The organism is Kribbella sp. NPDC003505 (assembly GCF_040610875.1).
GTDB lineage: Bacteria > Actinomycetota > Actinomycetes > Propionibacteriales > Kribbellaceae > Kribbella.
Genome location: NZ_JBEXNA010000005.1, coordinates 41,381 through 59,957, shown reverse-complemented (window position 1 = coordinate 59,957; position 18,577 = coordinate 41,381). Strand labels below are relative to the sequence as shown.

Sequence of the window (18,577 nt, the reverse complement as noted above, 5' to 3'; positions counted from 1 at the left end):
GCGTTGTGAAAGCATCCGGCATGGCCAACTTCGGGGACTACCAGTTGCAGATCTACCTGCAGGGCATGCTGCAGGGGGTGACGCCGGAGATCACCACCGACCTGGCGCGGCTGGAGTCGCAGGCCGCCGGGAAGCTGCCGGCCGAGGCGATGGGGTACATCGTGCCGAGCGCCGGCGAAGGCTCCACCGCGTGGGCGAACCGGGCCGCTTTCGACCGCTGGCGGCTGGTGCCGCGGATGCTTCGCGGCAGCACCGAGCGCGACCTGTCCTGCCGGATCCTCGGGACGCCGATGCCGGCGCCGGTGCTGGTCGCGCCGATCGGTGTCCAGACGCTCGCGCACCCGGACGGCGAGCTGGCGACCGCCCGCGCGGCCGACACCCTCGGCCTCACCTACACGCATTCGACGCAGGCGAGTCACGCGATCGAGCAGATCGAGGCCTCGAACAAGTGGTTCCAGCTCTACTACCCGACCGACCGGGACGTCTGCCTGAGTTTCCTGCAGCGCGCCAAGGCCGCGGGGTACGCCGTCCTGGTGGTCACGCTCGACACCGGGACGATCGGCTGGCGGCCGGCCGACCTGGACCGCGGGTTCCTGCCGTTCCTGAAGGGCGAGGGCCTGGCGAACTACTTCAGCGACCCGGCGTTCCGGGCGAAGCTGGCCAAGCCGATCGACGAGGACGCCGGCGCGGCGGTGATGCACTGGGCGCAGATGTTCCCGAACGTCGGGCTGTCCTGGGACGACCTGTCGTTCCTGCGCGACAACTGGGACGGGCCGATCGTGCTCAAGGGCATCACCCACGTCGAGGACGCCAAGCTCGCGGCCGAGCACGGCGTGGACGGCGTCGTGGTCTCGAACCACGGCGGCCGCCAGGTCGACGGCGCGATCGCGGCACTGGACGCGCTGCCGGCGATCGCGGACGCGGTCGGTGAACAGCTGACGATCCTCTTCGACTCCGGCATCCGCACCGGATCCGACGCGGCGAAGGCTCTCGCCCTGGGCGCCAAGGCGGTTCTCCTCGGCCGCCCGCTCCTCTACGGCCTCGCCCTGGCCGGCCGAGCCGGAGTCGAACACGTCCTGCGCTGCTTCCTCGCCGAACTCGACCTCACCCTCGCCCTCTCCGGCTACGCCAACCACCGAGAACTCAACCGCGACTCGGTGGTCCGCGCGTGAAGGCGGTCGTGTTCGATCTGGACAACACACTGTTCGATCACACGGGCTCGGCGACGACCGCCCTTCGCCGCTGGGTGGCGGAGCTGGGCGTTCCGCCGTCCGACGAGCTGGTCGCCGAGTGGTTCGTGATCGAGGACCGCGTCTACCCGCGCTGGCTCTCCGGTGAACTCACGCACCAGGGCCAGCGGCGCGCCAGGCTGCACGAGTTCCTGCCGCTGATCGGCCACCCGGTGCCGTCGGCCGAGGACGCGCAGGACGAGTTCTTCGAGCGGTACCTCAGACTCTACCGGGCCAGCTGGACCGCCTACCCGGACGCCCGCCGGGCCCTGGAAGTTGCTCGCGGCAACGGATGGCGGATCGGCGTACTCACCAACGGCAGCACGACCCAACAGAACGCCAAGCTGGCCGCGACCGGGCTGGCGGAGCTCGTCGACGTGGTGTGCACGTCCGAGTCACTCGGCGTCAGCAAGCCCGATCCGCTGGCCTATCAGCGCGTCTGCGAAGCGCTCGGCTGCGAGCCGTCCGACGTACTGATGATCGGCGACAACCTCGACCTGGACGTCCTGGCCGCCCGAGCAGCCGGCCTGGCCGCGCGCCACCTGGACCGCGCGGCCGGGACCGTGCTCACCGATCTGCTCCGAGTTCAGCGCGCGAGGTTGCTCCACTTGGGGCCCTGCTGATGGCTCGCCGCCGCGCCGTCCTGGCGCGGAGCGGGTGCGGCGTCCGGCCGGCGGGCGACGGCGCCGGCCGCCGGTGCGTACGGGTCACGGCCACGGCCGAGGTCCTCCTGGCGCCCGGACGGCAGGTGCTGCTCCAGCTGCCCGGCGAACTCAAGGACGGCCTCGATCTCCGCGCCGTCGCTCCCGCGAACGCCGTACCGCTGCCCACCGCCGAGATCGTGACTCACGACCACCGCGGAGTCGTACGTCTCGTCCGCCCGGATGTAGGCGTCGGTCTTGTTCGGCGTGACGAGCACGTTGTCGTACTCGTACGACGACGACCGCCCCACGGCGTACAGATGACCGTCGTCGTACCGATGCTGCTGCACGAACGACCGGTCGTCACCGCACGCGGCCCGCACCGCCTCGATCACCTCGCTGCCCTTGAGTGGCCGATCGAACTTCACCGTCTTCTTGGCGATCGAATCGCTGATGTCAATCACACGGCCAAGCCTCTCGGAGGCCGGGGTCACCAGGTGGCCGCAATCAGTTGACCGTCCAGGTGTCCGAACCGGTGACGAGCGCCTGCAGATCGCCGGGGCCCTGGGCTTCCTGGGCGGTGGTGATCTGCTGGCGGACCATGTCGTCGTACGACGGACGCTCGACGGACCGGAACACGCCGACCGGTGCTCGGTGCAGCACGCCGCCGTCGGTGAGGCGGGACAGGGCGAACGCGTACGCCGGGTCCTCGGTGTGGGCGTCGTGCACGACCAGGTCGGCCTCGCCGTTCGGCAGGTCGGCGATCTCCTTCACGGCCAGCGAAGCGAACCCGTCGCGGACCACACCGAGCCGCCCGTCGGTGCCGAACCGGATCGGTTCGCCGTGCACGAGCGGGATGATCGCGTCGTCCCGGGTCTCCGGGTCCTTGAACGCCTCGAACGCGTTGTCGTTGAAGATCGGGCAGTTCTGGTAGATCTCCACGAACGCCGTACCGCGGTGCTCGGCCGCGGCCCGCAGCACCGAGGTCAGGTGCTTGCGGTCGGAGTCGACCGTCCGGGCCACGAACGTCGCCTCCGCGCCGAGCGCCAGCGACACCGGGTTGAACGGGTTGTCCACCGATCCCATCGGCGTCGACTTCGTTACCTTGCCGGGCTCCGACGTCGGCGAGTACTGCCCCTTGGTGAGGCCGTAGATCCGGTTGTTGAACAGCAGGATCTTGAGGTTCACGTTCCGCCGGAGGGTGTGGATCAGGTGGTTGCCGCCGATCGACAGCGCGTCGCCGTCACCGGTCACCACCCACACGCTCAGGTCCGGGCGGGCCGTCGCCAGGCCGGTCGCGATCGCCGGCGCGCGGCCGTGGATCGAGTGCATGCCGTACGTCGACAGGTAGTACGGGAACCGCGACGAGCAGCCGATACCGGAGACGATCGCGACGTTCTCGCGCTTGATCCCCAGCTCGGGCAGGAAGCCCTGGAAGGCCGCGAGGACCGCGTAGTCACCGCAGCCGGGACACCAGCGGACCTCCTGGTCCGACACGTACTCCTTGCGGTTCTGCGGCTCGGTCGCGGCCGGGACGCCGCGCAGACCGTTCGGCAGGCTCGGCATGCCGAGCTCGACGGTGCTCATCGTGCTCCCTCCTTCAGGTGGCCGTGGCCGTTCTGGTCGGCCAGTGCCTCGCCGTGCTTGACGGCAGCCGCGGCCGCCCCCAGGTGGCGGGCGTCGTCGTCGATCCCCGCGGTCTCCTCGACCAGGTTGCCGATCACCTCGGCCAGCTCCGCGGCGCCGAGCGGCATCCCGCGGACCTGCGCGTAGGAGACCACGTCGACCAGGTACTTCGAGCGCAGCAGCAGCGCCAGCTGGCCGAGGTTCATCTCCGGGACCAGGACCTTGTCGTACGACTTCAGCACGTCGCCGAGGTTCTCCGGGAACGGGTTCAGGTGCCGCAGGTGCGCCTGCGCGACCTTGCCGCCGACCCGGCGGACCCGGCGCACCCCGGCGCCGATCGGGCCGTACGTCGAACCCCACCCGAGCACCAGGACCTTCGCCGTACCGTCCGGGTCGTCGACCTCGACCGGCGGGATCGACCGCGCGACCGCGTCCACCTTCGCCTGCCGGGTGCGGATCATCAGGTCGTGGTTGGCCGGGTCGTAGGAGATGTTCCCGGTCTTGTCCTCCTTCTCCAGACCGCCGATCCGGTGGTCCAGACCCGGCGTCCCCGGCACCGCCCACGCTCGGGCGAGGGTCTCCGGATCGCGCAGGTAGGGGAGGTACTTCGGGGCGCCGTCGTCGCCGGTCGCGTTCGGCTCCAGCGTGAAGTTCGGCTCGATCGCGGGCAGCTCGTCGACGGCCGGGATCTGCCACGGCTCGGAGCCGTTGGCCAGGTAGCCGTCGGACAGCACGATCACCGGCGTGCGGTAGGTGACCGCGATCCGGGCGGCCTCGATCGCGATCGCGAAGCAGTCCGCGGGGGACTGGGCAGCGAGCACCGGCAGCGGCGCCTCGCCGTTGCGGCCGAACATCACCTGCAGCAGGTCGGCCTGCTCGGTCTTGGTCGGCATACCGGTCGAGGGGCCGGCGCGCTGGATGTCGCAGACCACCAGCGGCAGCTCGAGCATCACGCCGAGGCCGATCGTCTCGGACTTCAGGCTGATGCCCGGGCCGGACGACGTGGTGACGCCGAGCGCCCCGCCGAACGACGCGCCCAGGGCGGCGCCGACACCGGCGATCTCGTCCTCGGCCTGGATCGTGGTGACGTTGAACCGCTTGAGCTTCGACAGCTCGTGCAGTACGTCGGACGCAGGCGTGATCGGATACGCGCCGAGGACCAGCGGCAGCCCGGCCCGCTGGGCGCCCGCCACCAGGCCGTACGCCAGCGCGAGGTTGCCGGAGATGTTGCGGTACGTGCCGCTCGGCATGCTGGCCGGCTTCACCTCGTACCGGACCGAGAACTCCTCGGCGGTCTCGCCGAAGTTGTAGCCGGCCCGGAAGGCCGCGATGTTCGCGTCCCGGATGTCCGGCTTGCTCGCGAACTTGGTCTCCAGGAACGTGATCGTCGACTCGACCGGCCGCTGGAACAGCCAGGACACCAGACCGAGCGCATACATGTTCTTCGCCCGCGACGCGTCCTTGCGGGTCAGCCCGAACTCCTTGACCGACTCCACCGTCATGCCGGTCAGGTTCAGCGCGACCACGTGGTACGCGTCCAGCTCGCCGGTCTCCAGCGGGTTCTCGTCGTACCCGATCCGCTTCAGGTTGCGCGCGGTGAAGTCGGCGGTGTCGACGATCAGGGTCCGGCCGCGCGGCACGTCCTTGAGGTTCGCCTTCAGCGCCGCCGGATTCATCGCGATCAACACGTCGGGTGCGTCACCCGGCGTGAGGATGTCGTGATCGGCGAAGTGGAGTTGGAAGGAGCTGACGCCCGGCAGGGTCCCGGCTGGTGCCCGGATCTCTGCGGGGAAGTTGGGCAACGTCGACAGATCATTGCCGAACGATGCCGTTTCCGCTGTGAACCTGTCCCCCGTGAGCTGCATCCCGTCGCCGGAGTCGCCGGCGAAGCGGATCACCACGCGGTCGAGCTGCTTGACCTCGATGGTCACTGTTCTGTTCATCTCCAAGTCGAAGCTTGGGTCGGTCCGCCGTCTCGTGGACGACAGATCGATCCCCCCAGTCCAGGGCGATAACCCCAATATTAGTTCGCCCTTAGTACGGAACCATGCGGAAGCCCCGGTGGTCCACAGCCTGGGACACGGTGTTAGAAGGCGAGATCGTGCGGTAACGCCGAGGTGTCACCGTGCGCAAGCGCTCGCTTGCGATCCGAAGTGAGAAGCGGCAGGGTGTCGTCATCCAGTTGTGACCTCAGGGAGTTGCTTCATGCGCCGTGTGCTGATCGGACTGCTGTCTCTGCTCCTGCTGGGCTGCGCCGTCCCGCTCGCCTCGGCGCAGAGTGCGTCCACCTCGCCCGCACGGACCGCGAAGATCTACAGCATCCGGACGACGGACGCGACCAAGGGCGTGATCACCGTCGTCGGCACGCTGTCGCCGGCGCCCGCCGCCGGGACCAGGATCCCGCTGCACCAGTGGATCCCGTCGCTGAAGCGCTGGCAGGAGGTCGCGCACGGGTACTCGTCGGGCGGCAGCGTGACGATCACCACGGTGCAGCCAGGTTCGGTCCGGACCTATCGGATCGCGATCGGCCCGCAGGCGCCGTACGCCGCGGCGATCTCGCCGATGATCAGCTTCAAGCACTACGTCTGGCGGGGCATGTTCGCGAAGGGCCTGGTGCGGGCCGGCGGGGCAGGACAGCCGCAGTTCACCGTCGTACCGCCGGCGGACGGGCCACGGCGGGCCGAGGCCGACCTGCTCGCGAACCAGGGCGGGTACGTCTGGGGCGAGGTCGACTCGACCGGCTGCCGGTACTCGCGGAACTGGCTCGGCAACCTCACCGATGGGCTGGTCCGGGTGTCGCTGCACAACGGGACGACGGCGCTGACCTCGGTCCGGATGCAGCAGGAGACCGAGACGTGGCTCAACTACGACATCTCCGGCGTGACGCGGTTGAGGCTGCAGGCCGCCGACATCCGCTCCGGCTACGGCCCGTACGTCTCGGTCGACTCCCTGCTGCTCTGCACGAACTAGACTCTTGCTCGTGTCGGACAGCTATGGCGTCATCGCCGCGGTGGTCGCGCTCGGCCTCGTCGGGCTGCTCGGCGCCTTCGCGCTGAACAAGGCGCTGACGGTCACCTATCCGACCGAGGGCAAGCTCAAGACGTACGAGTCGGGCGTCGACCCGGTCGGCGAGGGCTGGGCCCAGGTCCACATCCGGTACTACCTGTTCGCCTACCTGTACGTGATCTTCGCCGTGGACGCGATCTACCTGTTCCCGTGGGCCACCATCTTCGCCGCCCTCGGCTTCGCGACGCTGATCGAGATGTTCGTCTTCCTCGCCTTCGTCGCGGTCGGCCTGCTGTACGCCTACCGCAAGGGCGTCCTTCGCTGGACCTGAGCGGCTCCGCGGCTACCGTCCGGCGAGCGCGGCGGCGATCGCCCAGTCCTGGCAACCGACGCCGACGGACTTGAAGACCGTGCGGCCCGACGGCGCCGGCGGGTCGGCGAGGGCGGGGCCGAGCTCGACCAGGTCGTCGGTGGTGATGCTGCCTGCGCGGACGGCGTCGATGACTTCGCCGGATTCTTCGAGGGCGGCTTCGCGCTGGTCGACGAGGACGGTGCCGGCGGAGGCGATCAGGTCGCGGGGGAGTTCGCGCATGCTGGGGCGGAAGGCGCCGATCGCGTTGACGTGGACGGTGGCGGGCAGGGTGTCGGCGGCGAAGAGCGGGGTGCTGGACGACGTCGCGCAGCAGATGACGTGCGCGTCGGCGACCGCCGCGTCGACGTCCGTGCCCGACGTGAACCGTACGGCGGGGAATTCGGCCGCGAGCTCCTGCGCCAGAGCCTCGGCGCGGCCGGCCGAGCGGCCGGTGACGGCGACGTCGGCGATCGGGCGGACGGCGAGCACCGCGCGGATCTGATCCGGTGCCTGTGCGCCGGACCCGATCACGGTCAGGCGGGTCGCGTCGGCCGGGGCCAGCAGATCGGTCGCGACGCCGACGACCGCGCCGGTCCGCAGCGTGGTGATCGAGCTGCCGTCCGCGACCAGCTGCTCGCCGCGCCCGGTCCAGATCAGCGTCGCGCGGATCGCCGGCACCTGGTCCAGCGCGATCCCGATCTTCTTCACCACCGCGGTCCCGGTCGGGGAATGGTACGCCGACATCACCAGCACCGCGCCGTCGCCGAAGATCTGCCGCGGCGGCAGCACGAAGTGCCCGGCCGCGAGCTCGCGGAACGCGTCCCGCACGGCGTCGATGGCCGCGCTCATCGGCACGGCCCGGCGGACGTCGTCAGCAGACAGCACTCTCACCGGCCCGAGCATATTCCCCTCCTCCTGAGTCACTGAGAGTAATCGGCGGCCCAGGTGGTCACCTTGTTGCCTGATCACCGTTTGTGATTGCCCGACGCAACAAAACGCGAGTTTCAAGCACCGGTGTCAACGGAATGCGTACGGCCGGTCGCCAACCGCCGATATCGGGGCTATGGTGATTACTCGGGGGAACGGGGCGAATACGTGGCGGTGAGGCTATGTCGTGGCAACTGTGGGTGCTGATAGCCCTGGCTGCGGCCGGACTTGTGCTCCTGGCCGCAGCGCGGATGCGGCACGCCCGCAAGGTCTTCGACGACATCACCGAACTCGATCGGCCCACACCGGCGCCCGCAGAACCGGCATCTGCCGGTGACGAACTGGCCCGCGCCCGGGCCCGGCACCTGTATCCCCAGCCCGACCGCCGCCGCAGCCACGGCTGACCGCGGCGGGTCCTGGCTCAGTCCTCGCCGAGCAACCCGTCGCGGCGGGCCACGGCGGCGGCTTCCGTGCGGGAGCGGACGCCGAGCTTGGCAAGGATGTTCGAGACGTGCACGCTGACCGTCTTCTCCGAGATGTACAGCTCGCGGGCCAGTTGCCGGTTGGTGCGACCCTCGGCGAGCAGCCGCAGTACCTCGGTCTCGCGCGATGTGAGCGCACTCGCGCCGCCGGTGTCGACGCCGCCGGCCTCCTCCAGGAGCGGGCGGGAGGTCAGCTCGCGCCCGACCTCGGCCGCCAGCGCGGTCTGCTCGTTCGCTTCGCCGACCCGGCCCGCGGCGCGGAGAGCGGCCGACAGGCGGATCCGTGACCAGGCCTGCTCGAAGACATACCCGTAGCCGAAGGCTTCCGTGGTGCGCTGCCAGGAGGCGACGTGCTCCTCCGGCGTCGGCGCGTCGATCCCGGCCAGCCAGCGCAGCCGGTCCCACTCCGACTCCAGCCGGGCCAGCCAGGCGAGCCCCTCGACGCCCATCAGGCGCCCTGGCGGCAGGCCCTTCTCCGCGGTTGCCTGCCCGGTTGACACCAGCTCCGCACCGCGCGCGACCAGCTCCGCGGCGGCCGACGGCTCGCTGACCGCGCGGTGACACAGCAGTTGCAGCCCGAGCGTCGAGAACCGGATCCGGCCGAGGAACCACTCGGTCTGGAACACGTCGGCGCACAGCGCGGACACGTCGGTGATCAGCTTCTCGGCCTCGGCCGGCTTGTCGAGCACGCGGTAGGCGTCGACGGCCGGCTGCAGCCCGAGGATCGGCAGCATCACGTCGAGGTCCCACCACTTCCGGGACAGCTCGAACTCCTCCGCGACCGCGGTGTCGCCGCGCCCGCCGCGGACCGAGAAGTCCACCGCCCGCAGCGCCGCCGCGGCCGCCGCCGGCGTCATCGCGTCGGTCCTGGCGGTCGCCGCCGCCGCGTCCCACTCGCCGAGCATGAACTGGGTCAGGGCCAGCATCCGGCGCGCGTCGAACCCGTACGCCGCCCACTGGCGCCCGAGCTCACCGGCGCGCTTCGCCGCGAACGACAGCGCGGCCTTCGCGTTCAGCAGGTCGCCCTGGTCGTAGTGCGTCGATCCGACCAGGAACCGGCTGCGCACCTCCGCGGCGGGGTCGCCGATGAGCTGCGCCCGGACGGCGGCCTCCTCGAGCTGTTTCACGGCGGTCTCCGGGTCACCGGCCCGGCGACGCAGCTGCGCCAGCGTGATCCCGGCGTCGCTGGCCGCGGACTCCTGACCGGCGTCGCGGGCGATCTCGAGCGCCTTGTGCGCCCAGCGCTCCGCCTCCATCGGACGGCCGAGCGCGTCGGACACCCTGGCATACAACGACGCGACCTGCGCCTTGAACACGCTGGCGGGCTCGTCCTGGACGAGTTTGAGGGCCTGCGTGATGGCTTCGTTGGCCTCCTGGTCCTGGTCGATGACCAGGGCGATGTCGGCCAGCGGCAGCAACAGCTGCGCCCGCTCCAGCTTCGGGGCGTCCGGCGGCAGGTCGGCGAGCGCCTTGCGGAGGATCTTCACCGCCCGCAGGTGCTGCGACGACAAGGTCGCCGCGGTCGCGGTCGAGACGATCAGCGTCGTCTTGTCGATCGCGTGGTCGGGCGCCCGGTTCGGGAACAGCTCCAGGGCGAGCTCGTAGTGCTTCAGCGCGTCCTGCGGTGCGGCCACCGAGATGGCCTCCTCGCCCGCCCGGACCCGGGCCTCGAACGCGACCGGCAGGTTGTGCGAGCGGGTGGCGTGCCCCGCGAGCTCGGCCGCCGTACCGGCGACGGTCTGGTCCTTCAGCGCCTGCACGTACGCCGAGTGCAGGCGGACGCGCTCGCCCGGCAGCAGGTCGTCGTACACCGCCTCGGCGAGGAGGGCGTGGCGGAAGTAGTACCGATCGCTGGTGGGCTGGTCGATGATGTGCGCGTCGATGAGCTCGCGCAGCGCCTCGTCGAGCTCGCGGTCGGGGAGGTCGGCGACCGCGGTCAGCAGGGTGTGCGGGACCCGGCGGCCGGCGACCGCGATCACCCGCGCGACCTGGCGGGCGTCGTCGGACAGCGGATCCAGGCGGACGAGCAACAGGTCGGCGAGATCGGGCGGCACGACGTCGCCGTCGCCCATCGACGCCGCGGCGGCCAGCTCCTCGGTGAAGAATGCGTTGCCGCCCGCGCGCTCGAGGATGCGGCGCTCCTCGACCGGGGGCAGCGGGCTCCTGAGCAGCGAGTGCAGCAGGGTGCGGGCCTCGTCGGCGTCGAGGGGGAGCAGGTTGACCCGGCGGACGCGGGGGTTGCGGGACCACTCGGCGATCGGGCGGCGCAGCGGGTGCCGGCGGTGCAGGTCGTCGCTGCGGTACGACACCACGAGCGCCAGGCGTTGCGAGGTCAGCCGGGTGATCAGGAAACCGATCAGGTCCCGGGTCGAGTCGTCGGCCCAGTGCGCGTCCTCGATGATCACCAGCTGCGGCTCGCTGGTGGCGAGCGCGGTGAACGCGCCGAGGACGGCGTCGAACAGCGCGGCGCGGTCGAGCTGGCCCTCCTGCGGCGTCGGCTGGGCGCTCAGCAGGCGGTGCGCGGGCAGCAGCCGGCCGATCGCCGGGAAGTTCCGCAGGACGCCCTCGACGAGGTCAGGGCGGTCACCGGCCAGCCGGCCGAAGATCTCCGAGAACGGCTGGTACGGCAGGCCGGCGTCGCCGAAGTCGGTGCAGTGCCCGACGAGCACGCCGAACCCGCGCTCGTGCGCGCCGGTGGCCACCTCGTCCAGCAGCCGGGTCTTGCCGACGCCGGCGTCACCGGACAGCACAACGGCGCCGGCCCGACGAGTCTTGGCGTCGTCCACGGCGCTCAGCAGGGCGGCCATCTCGGTCGAGCGGCCGACGAGAGGTGTCGAATTCCAGGGCACGTCGTCCATCTTCGCCCCTGGCGCCGACACAAATCGACGGCATCCCGTCCGCGGGTGTCTCCCAGTCGCAGAAACGCCGTCCCTGATCGCGATTTCTCGCTCAGGGACGGCGGTTTCGGCGGTCATGCGGCCGGACGGGGTCGCAGGGCGTGCCGCGGCTCGGGCTGGGAGCCCTTCGCCGGGCGCCGACGGCGGCCCGCGAGCCGGAAGTCACGCTTGGCGCGCTCCAGGCGGTACTCGGTCTCCGCCTTCATGGCGTCGGGGGTGATCGGAATCGTCAACATGGTTGTCCTCCCTTCAGGCTTTCCGGCCGAACAGGTGGCTGATGGTCCGGCGGCTCCGGGTGCTCCGGGTCTGCCGGAAGTCACGGGCGAGGCGCTCCCTGCGGTAGTCGACCTCGGCCTTGACCGATGCGTTCGTGTACATGTGTTCCTCCGTTGTCTGCGCCGGCTGCCTGCCGACAGAGGTAAATCTGCTCGTCTGAGGAGGACCCGCACATCGGAAGTCCTCCCTATCCCCGCGAGCAGCCCTCCCTTAGGGCGACTCAGGGGGTCCTAGGACCCCGGAAAGACAGTGGCGCGGCCGGCTCCGGAGAGCCGGCCGCGCCTTGGGGGGAGGGGGCCTGGGGCGGTGATCGTGCGGTCACATCGCGGGACGTGCCCGCAGTTCGGGCGCGCAGGGCTGGGGCGGCTGCGGTGCACGCTTGCGCTGGAACCAGAAGGGGCGCTGGAAGTCGCGGCGGATCCGGTCCTGGCGGTACGCCATCTCCGCTCGTACCGCCTCGGTCGAGTAAGCGAACATGATCTCCTCCGGCTGTTCTCTGTCCCAGAACAGTGCGCGCCTGAGGAAGCCGCCCACATCAGCACAACTCCCTATGCCCCCGGCAACGAACCCCTTAGAGGCCTTACACCGGCGCCGAGCCGCTGCGGCGGGCCTCAGCTGCGGTAGGTGAGGTTGAGTTCGTAGTGGGTGGGGTCGAGGAGCTCGTCGGCGTACTCGGCGAACTGGTCGGTGGCGGTCCAGCTGGTGCGGGTGGTGTGCAGGAACCAGGTGCCGTCGGGGCGGGCCAGGTGACCGGCTTCGACCGGCGTGAGGGGACGGCCGCGGAGGCGTTGTTCGCAGTGGTCGAGGTACAGGCCGGCGCGGTTCAGCGTGACGCTGATCGAGCCGTTGTCGAGGCCGCGTTCGGGCAGGTCCCGCAGCGCCTCGACGGCCGGGACCCGGCTGCGCTCGAGCGAGATCGCCGTACCGTCGGTGAGCTGCCGGACCCGCTCGATCACCACGACCTGCGACGACTCCAGCCCCAGCCGGCCGGCCAGCGCGGGATCGTCCTCGAGCTCGATCCGGACCGTCCGCATCCGGGTCTGCACGCCCTGCTCGGACAGCGCGTGCGTCCATCCGAGCCGCCCGTCCAACGGCCGGCCGTCGAACAGTACGTACGAGCCCTTGCCGGTGCGGGTCGCGATCAGCTCGTCGTCGGCCAGGACGGCGAGGGCCGCGCGGACCGTGTTCCGGCTGACCGCGAACCGTTTCGCCAGCTCGACCTCGCCGGGCAGCTGGGTGCCGCGCCGTACGACGCCGGACTTGATCTCCCGCGCGAGCACCCGCGCGATCCGCTCGTGCTTCAGGGAGACCCGCCGGATCATCGCAACTGCTCCACGCTCACGATCTCCAGCATCGGCGCGTACAGCCGCATCACGTCGATCGCCTTCGCGTGGTTCTCCGCGGTCGACCCGGCGCAGGCCTCCTCGACGACCTGGACCCGGACGCCGGCGTCCACCGCGGAAAGCGCCGTACTGATCACGCAGCAGTCGGTGGACACGCCGGCCAGGACGAGCCGTCCGTCCGCCTTCGCCGCCAGCTCGGGGCCCCAGGCGCCGAACGTGGTCTTGTCGAGCGTCGGAGCGCCCTTGAACTCGTCGACCAGCTGGTAGTCGTCGGCGTCCGGCGGCTGCAGGGCGAACGGAAACTCCTCGTAGTAGCCGACCCACGCCCCGGTCGGCCGCCGCGGCGCGACGAACCGGGTGAACACCACGTCGGGAGCGAAGATCCTGATCAGCTCACGCGTCGGCTCGACGACCCGCCGGAAATCCGGCGCCGCCCAGCCGGACGCGGGGTCCGCGAAGATCCGCTGCAGGTCGATCAGGGCCAGCACCGTCAAGCCTCCTGCCGCCGTACGGCGGGCCGTCCGCCGAACCACTGCACGACGAAGCCGAGCACCAGCGCCACCAGGACGCCGAGGTTCGCGTAGGCCCACGCGCCGTCCTTGCCGCCGAGGCCGAAGGCACCGAGCAGGTAGCCCTGCCAGGTCAGCCACGACGCCAGCGTGTTCGTGACCAGGCCCCATCCGATGCCGGTGGCAACGAGCATCGTCAGCACCGGCAGCCACCGGACATCGCCGTACCGCCCGGCCGGCCGGTACAGGTCGTCCTCGGCGTAGTCGCGGCGCCGGGACGCGATATCGGCGAGCATGATCCCGCACCACGCCGCGATCGGTACGCCGAGCGTGATCAGGAAGCCCTGAAACTCGCCGAGGAACTCGCCGCCGTAGAACACCACGTACACGGTCCCCGCGATCATCACGACACCGTCGATGAACGCCGCGACGTACCGCTTCACCGGCAGCCCGAGCGACAGCAGCGCGAGGCCCGACGAGTAGATGTCCAGCACGGCGCCGCCGACCAGCCCGAGCACCGCGACGATCACGAACGGGACCAGGAACCAGGTCGGCAACGCCTCGGCCAGCGCACCGATCGGGTCGGCGGCGATCGCCTTGCTCAGCTCCTCCGACGATCCCGCCAGCAGCAGACCGAACACCAGCAGGACGACCGGAGCCAGCGACCCGCCGAACGTGGTCCAGCCGACCACGCCGCGGCTCGACGACCGGCGCGGGAGGTAGCGCGAGTAGTCCGCGGCCGCGTTCACCCAGCCGAGTCCGAAGCCCGTCATCAGGAACACGAGGGCGCCGACCACCGCCTGCGCGGACCCGCTCGGCAGCGCAGAAACCGTGTTCCAGTGGATCTGGTCGGCGACCAGGACGATGTAGACGACCGTGAGCACGCCGGTCACGATCGTGATCACCGTCTGGGCCCGCATGATCAGGTCGAACCCGAGCACGCCGCAGGCCACCGTCAGCAGGCCGACGACGATCAGCGCGACCACCTTGGTCACCGAGCCGCCGCCCCAGCCGAGCCGCTCGAAGACGGTGGCGGTCGCGAGCGTCGCGAGGATCGTCAGCACGGTCTCCCAGCCGACCGTCAGCAGCCAGGAAACGAGCGACGGAATCTTGTTTCCGCGGACCCCGAAGGCGGCCCGGCTGAGCACCATGGTCGGCGCCGAACCACGTTTTCCGGCGAGCGCGATCAGCCCGCAGAGCAGGAACGAGAACACCACTCCGATCAGCCCGGCCACCACCGCCTGCCGGAACGAGATCCCGAACCCGAGCGCGAACGCGCCGTAGCTCAGTCCGAGCACCGACACGTTGGCGCCGAACCACGGCCAGAACAACTGGCTCGGCCGCCCTTTCCGGTCGGCGTCCGCGATCACGTTCAACCCGTTGCTCTCCACCGCGAGCGCGCGGGACTGCTGCACCTCGACCTGTTCGGTCATTCCGGCTCCTTCGATGGACCTGTTCAGTCCTGTTCAAACGACGGTAGGCCCGGCCGGCGGCATGGTCAACAATGGGGCGCATGCTGAGCGAAGCGGTGGACGGTTTCCGGCTGGCCTACGACCGTGCGGGCGAAGGTCCCGCGGTCGTCCTGCTGCACGGTTGGCCGGGTGACCGGACGGACTACCGGTTGCTGGCGCCGATGCTGGTCGAGCGCGGGCTCGAGGTGGTGGTGCCGGACCTGCGCGGGTTCGGCGCGACCAGCGGGCTGTCGGCCGACGTCACGCAGTACGGCGTCGACGCGCAGGCCCGCAGCGTCGTGGCGCTGGTCGAGGAGCTCGGGCTGGAGCGCCCGGTGTTCGCCGGGTACGACATCGGCAGCCGGATCGCGCAGGGCATCGCCCGGAGCCGGCCCGGCCTGGTGGAAGGAATGGTGGTCGCGCCGCCGCTGCCGGGGATCGGGAAGCGGGTGTTCTCCGAGCACGCGCAGGCGGAGTTCTGGTACCAGGCGTTCCATCGACTGCCCGTGATCGAGGAGCTGATCGACGGTCGTGAGGACGCTGTGCGGTCCTATCTGACGCACTTCTGGACGCACTGGTCCGGGCCGGTCTTCCAGCCGGACCTGGAGCATCTGGTGTCGGTGTACTCGGCGCCTGGCGCGTTCACCGCCTCGCTCAACTGGTACCGGGCGGGCGCCGGGTCGGTGGCCGTGTCGGCGGCCGAGACCGCGCCCCCGTCGTACGACCGGATCGCCGTACCGACCGTGGTGCTGTGGCCGGAGTTCGACCCGCTGTTCCCGCGCCATTGGTCCGACCGGCTCGACGACTTCTTCAGCGACGTACGGCTGCGTCTGGTCGACGGCGTCGGCCACTACGCGCCACTCGAGTACCCGGAAATCCTCGCGGAAGAGATCGTCGGACTAGGCTGAGGACATGGCCGAGATCGAGCTGGGGATGCCGACCGTGCGGCCGGCGGTGGGTGCGTTGGCGAAGCTCGCACCGCAGCCGGTCCGGTACCTGTTGAACTGGGGCCGGAAGTACTCGCTCTGGGTGTTCAACTTCGGGCTGGCGTGCTGCGCGATCGAGTTCATCGCGGCGTCGATGGGCCGGCACGACTTCATCCGGCTCGGGGTGATCCCGTTCGCGCCCGGTCCGCGGCAGGCCGATCTGATGGTGGTGTCGGGCACCGTGACCGACAAGATGGCGCCTGCGATCAAGCGGCTCTACGATCAGATGCCGGAGCCGAAGTACGTGATCTCCTTCGGCTCCTGCTCGAACTCCGGCGGGCCGTACTGGGACTCGTACTGCGTGACGAAGGGCGTCGACCAGATCATCCCCGTCGACGTGTACGTGCCCGGCTGCCCGCCGCGGCCGGAGGCGTTGCTGCAGGGCATCCTCAAGCTGCAGGAGAAGATCGCCGGCGAGAACGTGACCTCGCGGTACGACGAGCCGTCCGCGGCGGCGCTGACGCGGGGGCTGGTGCAGCCTTGAGCGCCGATGCACTCGAGGCGCTGACGAGCGCCGGGATCGCCGCGACGGCGGCGGACAGCTTCGGCCCGACCGCGGTCGACGTACCGGCGGAAGCGTGGGTCGCGGCGCACGAGGTCCTGCGGGACGCGGTCGGTCTCACGTTCTTCGACTTCCTGAGCGCGTCCGACGAGCTCAAGGACGGGTTCCGGGTGGTGACGCACCTCGCGGACTTCTGGGGCGGATCGCATGTCGACCACGTCCTGGTGCGGACGCTGGTGCCGCGCGACAACGCCGTCCTGCCGTCGCTGTCGGAGTTGTACGCCGGGGCGAACTGGCACGAGCGGGAGACGTACGAGATGTTCGGGATCGCCTTCGACGGGCATCCGAACCTGACTACGCTGCTGCTGCCGGACGAGTTCGAGGGGCACCCGCTGCGCAAGGAGTTCGTGCTCGCGTCACGGGTCGCGAAGCCGTGGCCGGGCGCGAAGGAGCCGGGCGAGTCCGACCACGCACCCGCCGGCGCACCGAGCCGCCGCCGGACGCTCCCGCCCGGCGTACCCGACCCGGAGACGTGGGGCCCACGCCAGCCCGGCTCACCCGACCCCGATCCGCTCGCCCCGGCGGAAGCAGCCGCCACTCCGGCCCGCCCCCGCCGAGGCGCCGCACCGGGAGAACGCCGCACCCGCCGCCAAACCGCCACTGCCGACCCAGCCGCACCCGCCGCCCCAGCCGTACCCGCCGCCCCGGCTTCGCCCGCCGCCGACGAGGCGCCTCCGGAGCCTGCGGGTGGCGACGGTTCGTCGGCCGAGTCGTGATCCCTTCGGCCGAGGAACTGGCCCGGTACACGCTCGAACGGCAGCACCCGCTCACCCGGACCTGGGTGGACGACGCGCGACGGCTCGCGATCCTGGCCGAGGAGCACGCGGCCCTCGACATCCTGCTGGCCGAGGACCTGGACATCGCGGCCCAGCGCGCGCACCGCCTGGCCCCCGGCAAACCGGCCGGCTCGATGCTCAACCAATGGGTTGCCGTCGGCAACGACTTGTCCGTGATGTTCAGCATCCGCTTCGAGCACCTCGACGCGACCAGGCCGTTCGTCGACGCAACCCCCATGAGCCGATCGCCCGAACCGCCGGACCTGCCCGCCCTGACCGCGGCCGCGCTGGACTACTACGGCATCCACCACCCGCTGTACGTCCGCCTGTGGAGTGCGGCCCCCGGCGTCGACGGCACCGTCCCCGACCGCCGCTTCCTCGCCGCACCGATCCGCGAGCTCCGGCCGCACGACGTACCGCCCGGCCTCGCGCTCCGCCCGGCGAAGAGCGTCGACCACTACGACGAGGCCCGCCGCGCGTACGCCGCGGTCGACGCCGACCACCCTGACCATGCCGAGCAGGCGATCCTCCAGGACCACGAGGACCTGCAGGACGCCGCGGACGAGGGACTCCTGTTCGACGTCACGGTGCACGACGAGTGGGCCGGGTACGCCGCCGCGGTGATCAAGCCCGACGACGCCCTCGGCCTCCCGGCGTACGTCGTCCGCGAACTGATCCTCGCCCCCGACCATCGCGGCCACGGCTACGGCCCGCACCTGAGCACCCTCCTCGCCCAGGCCCTCCCGGACCCCACCCGCATCCTCGTCGGCACCATCCACCACGCCAACCAGTCCGCCCGCACCGCAGCCCTCACCGCCGGCCGCCACGACATCGGCGGCTGGCTCCAACTCCCCCTCGGTCAAGCCTGAGGGAGTCGCTCCGTCGGCTGGCCGGTGAGGTCGGCGATGAGTTCGAAATGCTTGTCCAGGTGGAGGAGGACAAGGCCGGTCTGCTCGGCTGTGGCAGCGATCAACAGGTCCGCCACCGAGGGTGCCCGATGCTGACCCGCGGAAGCGAGCTGGGACTGCACGACGACGGCGCGACGTTCGGCTGCAGGCGTCACGTTCTCCACCGGCATCGCCGCGACAGGTGGCTGTCGCAGAAGCGAGCGATGTTCGTCCGCGGATCGGGAGGAGAATCCGACCTCGAGCAAGGGCATGGTGGTGATGTGGACGAGCCCGCGGTTGATCCGGCTCGCCCAGTCCTCCCAATCGGGAGCGGTGCTCAGGCGCACCAGGGCCGACTTGTCGATCAGCCAGCGCCGGGAGCCGAGCGTCGGTGTCATGACCAGGCCTGGTCCATGACCTCAGGATCCTCCACGTCGCGGGCCAGTTCGGAGAGCCGCTGGAGGTCCGCGAGCGTCACGGCAACCTCGGAGCGGGCGGCCTCCTGGCTGAGCTGCCGGCGCAGATACTCGCTCCTGGACAGGCCCTGGCCGGCTGCTCGCTTGTCGATCACCGCGAGCACGTCGTCGTGCACGTCGCGAATCAGTACGTCGCTCATACGCACCTCCT

General features: G+C 70.7%; 22 protein-coding genes. 9 read left to right on the top strand and 13 right to left on the bottom strand.

Going from position 1 to position 18,577, the window contains the following annotated elements; translation table 11 throughout:
- Positions 1-20: 20 nt before the first annotated feature.
- Positions 21-1,172 carry an alpha-hydroxy-acid oxidizing protein gene (locus ABZX12_RS18125; protein WP_355694419.1) on the top strand — a complete coding sequence of 384 codons (1,152 nt, stop codon included), beginning with the start codon at positions 21-23 and terminating at the stop codon, positions 1,170-1,172.
- Positions 1,169-1,852 carry an HAD family hydrolase gene (locus ABZX12_RS18120; RefSeq protein WP_355694417.1) on the top strand — a complete coding sequence of 228 codons (684 nt, stop codon included), beginning with the start codon at positions 1,169-1,171 and terminating at the stop codon, positions 1,850-1,852. The genes ABZX12_RS18125 and ABZX12_RS18120 overlap by 4 nt, the downstream gene beginning before the upstream one ends.
- On the opposite strand, the gene ABZX12_RS18115 is transcribed toward ABZX12_RS18120, so the two are convergent.
- From ABZX12_RS18115 to ABZX12_RS18105, 3 genes are read right to left on the bottom strand one after another with little or no spacing between them, the layout of a single operon-like run.
- A complete protein-coding gene (locus ABZX12_RS18115; RefSeq protein ID WP_355694415.1) occupies positions 1,816-2,334 on the bottom strand; it encodes a hypothetical protein in 519 nt (172 codons plus the stop codon). The two genes, ABZX12_RS18120 and ABZX12_RS18115, sit on opposite strands and share 37 nt — an antisense overlap.
- 43 nt (positions 2,335-2,377) lie before the next feature.
- The gene (locus ABZX12_RS18110; RefSeq protein WP_355694413.1) at positions 2,378-3,457 is read right to left on the bottom strand and encodes a 2-oxoacid:ferredoxin oxidoreductase subunit beta; all 1,080 of its coding nucleotides are present in this window, start codon (positions 3,455-3,457) and stop codon (positions 2,378-2,380) included.
- Positions 3,454-5,439, bottom strand: a complete 1,986-nt coding sequence (locus ABZX12_RS18105; protein ID WP_355694412.1) for a 2-oxoacid:acceptor oxidoreductase subunit alpha — start codon at positions 5,437-5,439, stop codon at positions 3,454-3,456. The genes ABZX12_RS18110 and ABZX12_RS18105 overlap by 4 nt, the downstream gene beginning before the upstream one ends.
- A 262-nt stretch (positions 5,440-5,701) precedes the next feature.
- Here ABZX12_RS18105 and ABZX12_RS18100 point away from each other — a divergent pair, with 262 nt between their 5' ends.
- A complete protein-coding gene (locus ABZX12_RS18100) occupies positions 5,702-6,466 on the top strand; it encodes a hypothetical protein (RefSeq protein WP_355694410.1) in 765 nt (254 codons plus the stop codon).
- 10 nt (positions 6,467-6,476) lie between these two features.
- Entirely contained in the window at positions 6,477-6,833 is a 357-nt protein-coding gene (locus ABZX12_RS18095) for an NADH-quinone oxidoreductase subunit A (RefSeq protein ID WP_355694408.1), read from the top strand.
- Between the two features lie 12 nt (positions 6,834-6,845).
- On the opposite strand, the gene ABZX12_RS18090 is transcribed toward ABZX12_RS18095, so the two are convergent.
- The gene (locus ABZX12_RS18090) at positions 6,846-7,745 is read right to left on the bottom strand and encodes an ornithine cyclodeaminase family protein (RefSeq protein WP_355694407.1); all 900 of its coding nucleotides are present in this window, start codon (positions 7,743-7,745) and stop codon (positions 6,846-6,848) included.
- A 218-nt stretch (positions 7,746-7,963) separates the two neighbouring features.
- On the opposite strand from ABZX12_RS18090, the gene ABZX12_RS18085 reads away from it, so the two are divergent.
- Positions 7,964-8,185 carry a hypothetical protein gene (locus ABZX12_RS18085; RefSeq protein ID WP_355694405.1) on the top strand — a complete coding sequence of 74 codons (222 nt, stop codon included), beginning with the start codon at positions 7,964-7,966 and terminating at the stop codon, positions 8,183-8,185.
- Positions 8,186-8,202: 17 nt separating this feature from the next.
- On the opposite strand, the gene ABZX12_RS18080 is transcribed toward ABZX12_RS18085, so the two are convergent.
- The 7 genes from ABZX12_RS18080 to ABZX12_RS18050 all read right to left on the bottom strand — a co-directional run bounded on the left by ABZX12_RS18080 (position 8,203) and on the right by ABZX12_RS18050 (position 14,721).
- Positions 8,203-11,121 (bottom strand): AAA family ATPase, encoded by a 2,919-nt coding sequence (locus tag ABZX12_RS18080; protein ID WP_355694403.1) that lies wholly within the window; start codon positions 11,119-11,121, stop codon positions 8,203-8,205.
- A 113-nt stretch (positions 11,122-11,234) separates the two neighbouring features.
- A complete protein-coding gene (locus tag ABZX12_RS18075; RefSeq protein WP_355694401.1) occupies positions 11,235-11,396 on the bottom strand; it encodes a hypothetical protein in 162 nt (53 codons plus the stop codon).
- Between the two features lie 13 nt (positions 11,397-11,409).
- A complete protein-coding gene (locus tag ABZX12_RS18070; RefSeq protein ID WP_355694399.1) occupies positions 11,410-11,538 on the bottom strand; it encodes a hypothetical protein in 129 nt (42 codons plus the stop codon).
- Between the two features lie 216 nt (positions 11,539-11,754).
- On the bottom strand, positions 11,755-11,913 hold the full coding sequence (locus tag ABZX12_RS18065; RefSeq protein ID WP_355694398.1) for a hypothetical protein: 159 nt from the start codon (positions 11,911-11,913) through the stop codon (positions 11,755-11,757).
- A gap of 134 nt (positions 11,914-12,047) precedes the next feature.
- Entirely contained in the window at positions 12,048-12,758 is a 711-nt protein-coding gene (locus ABZX12_RS18060; RefSeq protein WP_355694396.1) for a GntR family transcriptional regulator, read from the bottom strand.
- Positions 12,755-13,267: a cysteine hydrolase gene (locus ABZX12_RS18055; RefSeq protein WP_355694394.1), complete on the bottom strand. Its 513-nt coding sequence runs from the start codon at positions 13,265-13,267 to the stop codon at positions 12,755-12,757. Before ABZX12_RS18055 ends, ABZX12_RS18060 begins: the two co-directional genes overlap by 4 nt.
- Positions 13,268-13,269: 2 nt before the next feature.
- A complete protein-coding gene (locus ABZX12_RS18050) occupies positions 13,270-14,721 on the bottom strand; it encodes a cytosine permease (RefSeq protein WP_355694392.1) in 1,452 nt (483 codons plus the stop codon).
- 80 nt (positions 14,722-14,801) lie between these two features.
- On the opposite strand from ABZX12_RS18050, the gene ABZX12_RS18045 reads away from it, so the two are divergent.
- From ABZX12_RS18045 to ABZX12_RS18030, 4 genes are read left to right on the top strand one after another with little or no spacing between them, the layout of a single operon-like run.
- On the top strand, positions 14,802-15,647 hold the full coding sequence (locus ABZX12_RS18045; RefSeq protein ID WP_355694390.1) for an alpha/beta hydrolase: 846 nt from the start codon (positions 14,802-14,804) through the stop codon (positions 15,645-15,647).
- A gap of 4 nt (positions 15,648-15,651) precedes the next feature.
- The gene (locus ABZX12_RS18040; RefSeq protein ID WP_355482292.1) at positions 15,652-16,209 is read left to right on the top strand and encodes an NADH-quinone oxidoreductase subunit B family protein; all 558 of its coding nucleotides are present in this window, start codon (positions 15,652-15,654) and stop codon (positions 16,207-16,209) included.
- Positions 16,206-17,003, top strand: coding sequence for an NADH-quinone oxidoreductase subunit C (locus tag ABZX12_RS18035; protein WP_355694388.1), 798 nt, complete (start codon positions 16,206-16,208; stop codon positions 17,001-17,003). Before ABZX12_RS18040 ends, ABZX12_RS18035 begins: the two co-directional genes overlap by 4 nt.
- Positions 17,000-17,932 carry a GNAT family N-acetyltransferase gene (locus ABZX12_RS18030; RefSeq protein WP_355694386.1) on the top strand — a complete coding sequence of 311 codons (933 nt, stop codon included), beginning with the start codon at positions 17,000-17,002 and terminating at the stop codon, positions 17,930-17,932. Before ABZX12_RS18035 ends, ABZX12_RS18030 begins: the two co-directional genes overlap by 4 nt.
- Here ABZX12_RS18030 and ABZX12_RS18025 read toward each other — a convergent pair.
- Positions 17,923-18,348, bottom strand: a complete 426-nt coding sequence (locus ABZX12_RS18025; RefSeq protein WP_355694385.1) for a PIN domain nuclease — start codon at positions 18,346-18,348, stop codon at positions 17,923-17,925. The genes ABZX12_RS18030 and ABZX12_RS18025 overlap by 10 nt on opposite strands.
- Entirely contained in the window at positions 18,345-18,566 is a 222-nt protein-coding gene (locus ABZX12_RS18020) for a ribbon-helix-helix protein, CopG family (RefSeq protein WP_355694383.1), read from the bottom strand. The genes ABZX12_RS18025 and ABZX12_RS18020 overlap by 4 nt, the downstream gene beginning before the upstream one ends.
- Between the last annotated feature and the right edge of the window lie 11 nt (positions 18,567-18,577).

Bases quoted from the DNA above. Each gene is read 5' to 3' on its own strand.
- ABZX12_RS18125 (WP_355694419.1), top strand. From the start codon at position 21: ATGGCCAACTTCGGGGACTACCAGTTGCAGATCTACCTGCAGGGCATG.
- ABZX12_RS18110 (WP_355694413.1), bottom strand. From the start codon at position 3,457: ATGAGCACCGTCGAGCTCGGCATGCCGAGCCTGCCGAACGGTCTGCGC.
- ABZX12_RS18105 (WP_355694412.1), bottom strand. From the start codon at position 5,439: ATGAACAGAACAGTGACCATCGAGGTCAAGCAGCTCGACCGCGTGGTG.
- ABZX12_RS18100 (WP_355694410.1), top strand. From the start codon at position 5,702: ATGCGCCGTGTGCTGATCGGACTGCTGTCTCTGCTCCTGCTGGGCTGC.
- ABZX12_RS18085 (WP_355694405.1), top strand. From the start codon at position 7,964: ATGTCGTGGCAACTGTGGGTGCTGATAGCCCTGGCTGCGGCCGGACTT.
- ABZX12_RS18080 (WP_355694403.1), bottom strand. From the start codon at position 11,121: ATGGACGACGTGCCCTGGAATTCGACACCTCTCGTCGGCCGCTCGACC.
- ABZX12_RS18075 (WP_355694401.1), bottom strand. From the start codon at position 11,396: ATGTTGACGATTCCGATCACCCCCGACGCCATGAAGGCGGAGACCGAG.
- ABZX12_RS18070 (WP_355694399.1), bottom strand. From the start codon at position 11,538: ATGTACACGAACGCATCGGTCAAGGCCGAGGTCGACTACCGCAGGGAG.
- ABZX12_RS18065 (WP_355694398.1), bottom strand. From the start codon at position 11,913: ATGTTCGCTTACTCGACCGAGGCGGTACGAGCGGAGATGGCGTACCGC.
- ABZX12_RS18060 (WP_355694396.1), bottom strand. From the start codon at position 12,758: ATGATCCGGCGGGTCTCCCTGAAGCACGAGCGGATCGCGCGGGTGCTC.
- ABZX12_RS18050 (WP_355694392.1), bottom strand. From the start codon at position 14,721: ATGACCGAACAGGTCGAGGTGCAGCAGTCCCGCGCGCTCGCGGTGGAG.
- ABZX12_RS18045 (WP_355694390.1), top strand. From the start codon at position 14,802: ATGCTGAGCGAAGCGGTGGACGGTTTCCGGCTGGCCTACGACCGTGCG.
- ABZX12_RS18040 (WP_355482292.1), top strand. From the start codon at position 15,652: ATGGCCGAGATCGAGCTGGGGATGCCGACCGTGCGGCCGGCGGTGGGT.
- ABZX12_RS18025 (WP_355694385.1), bottom strand. From the start codon at position 18,348: ATGACACCGACGCTCGGCTCCCGGCGCTGGCTGATCGACAAGTCGGCC.
- ABZX12_RS18020 (WP_355694383.1), bottom strand. From the start codon at position 18,566: ATGAGCGACGTACTGATTCGCGACGTGCACGACGACGTGCTCGCGGTG.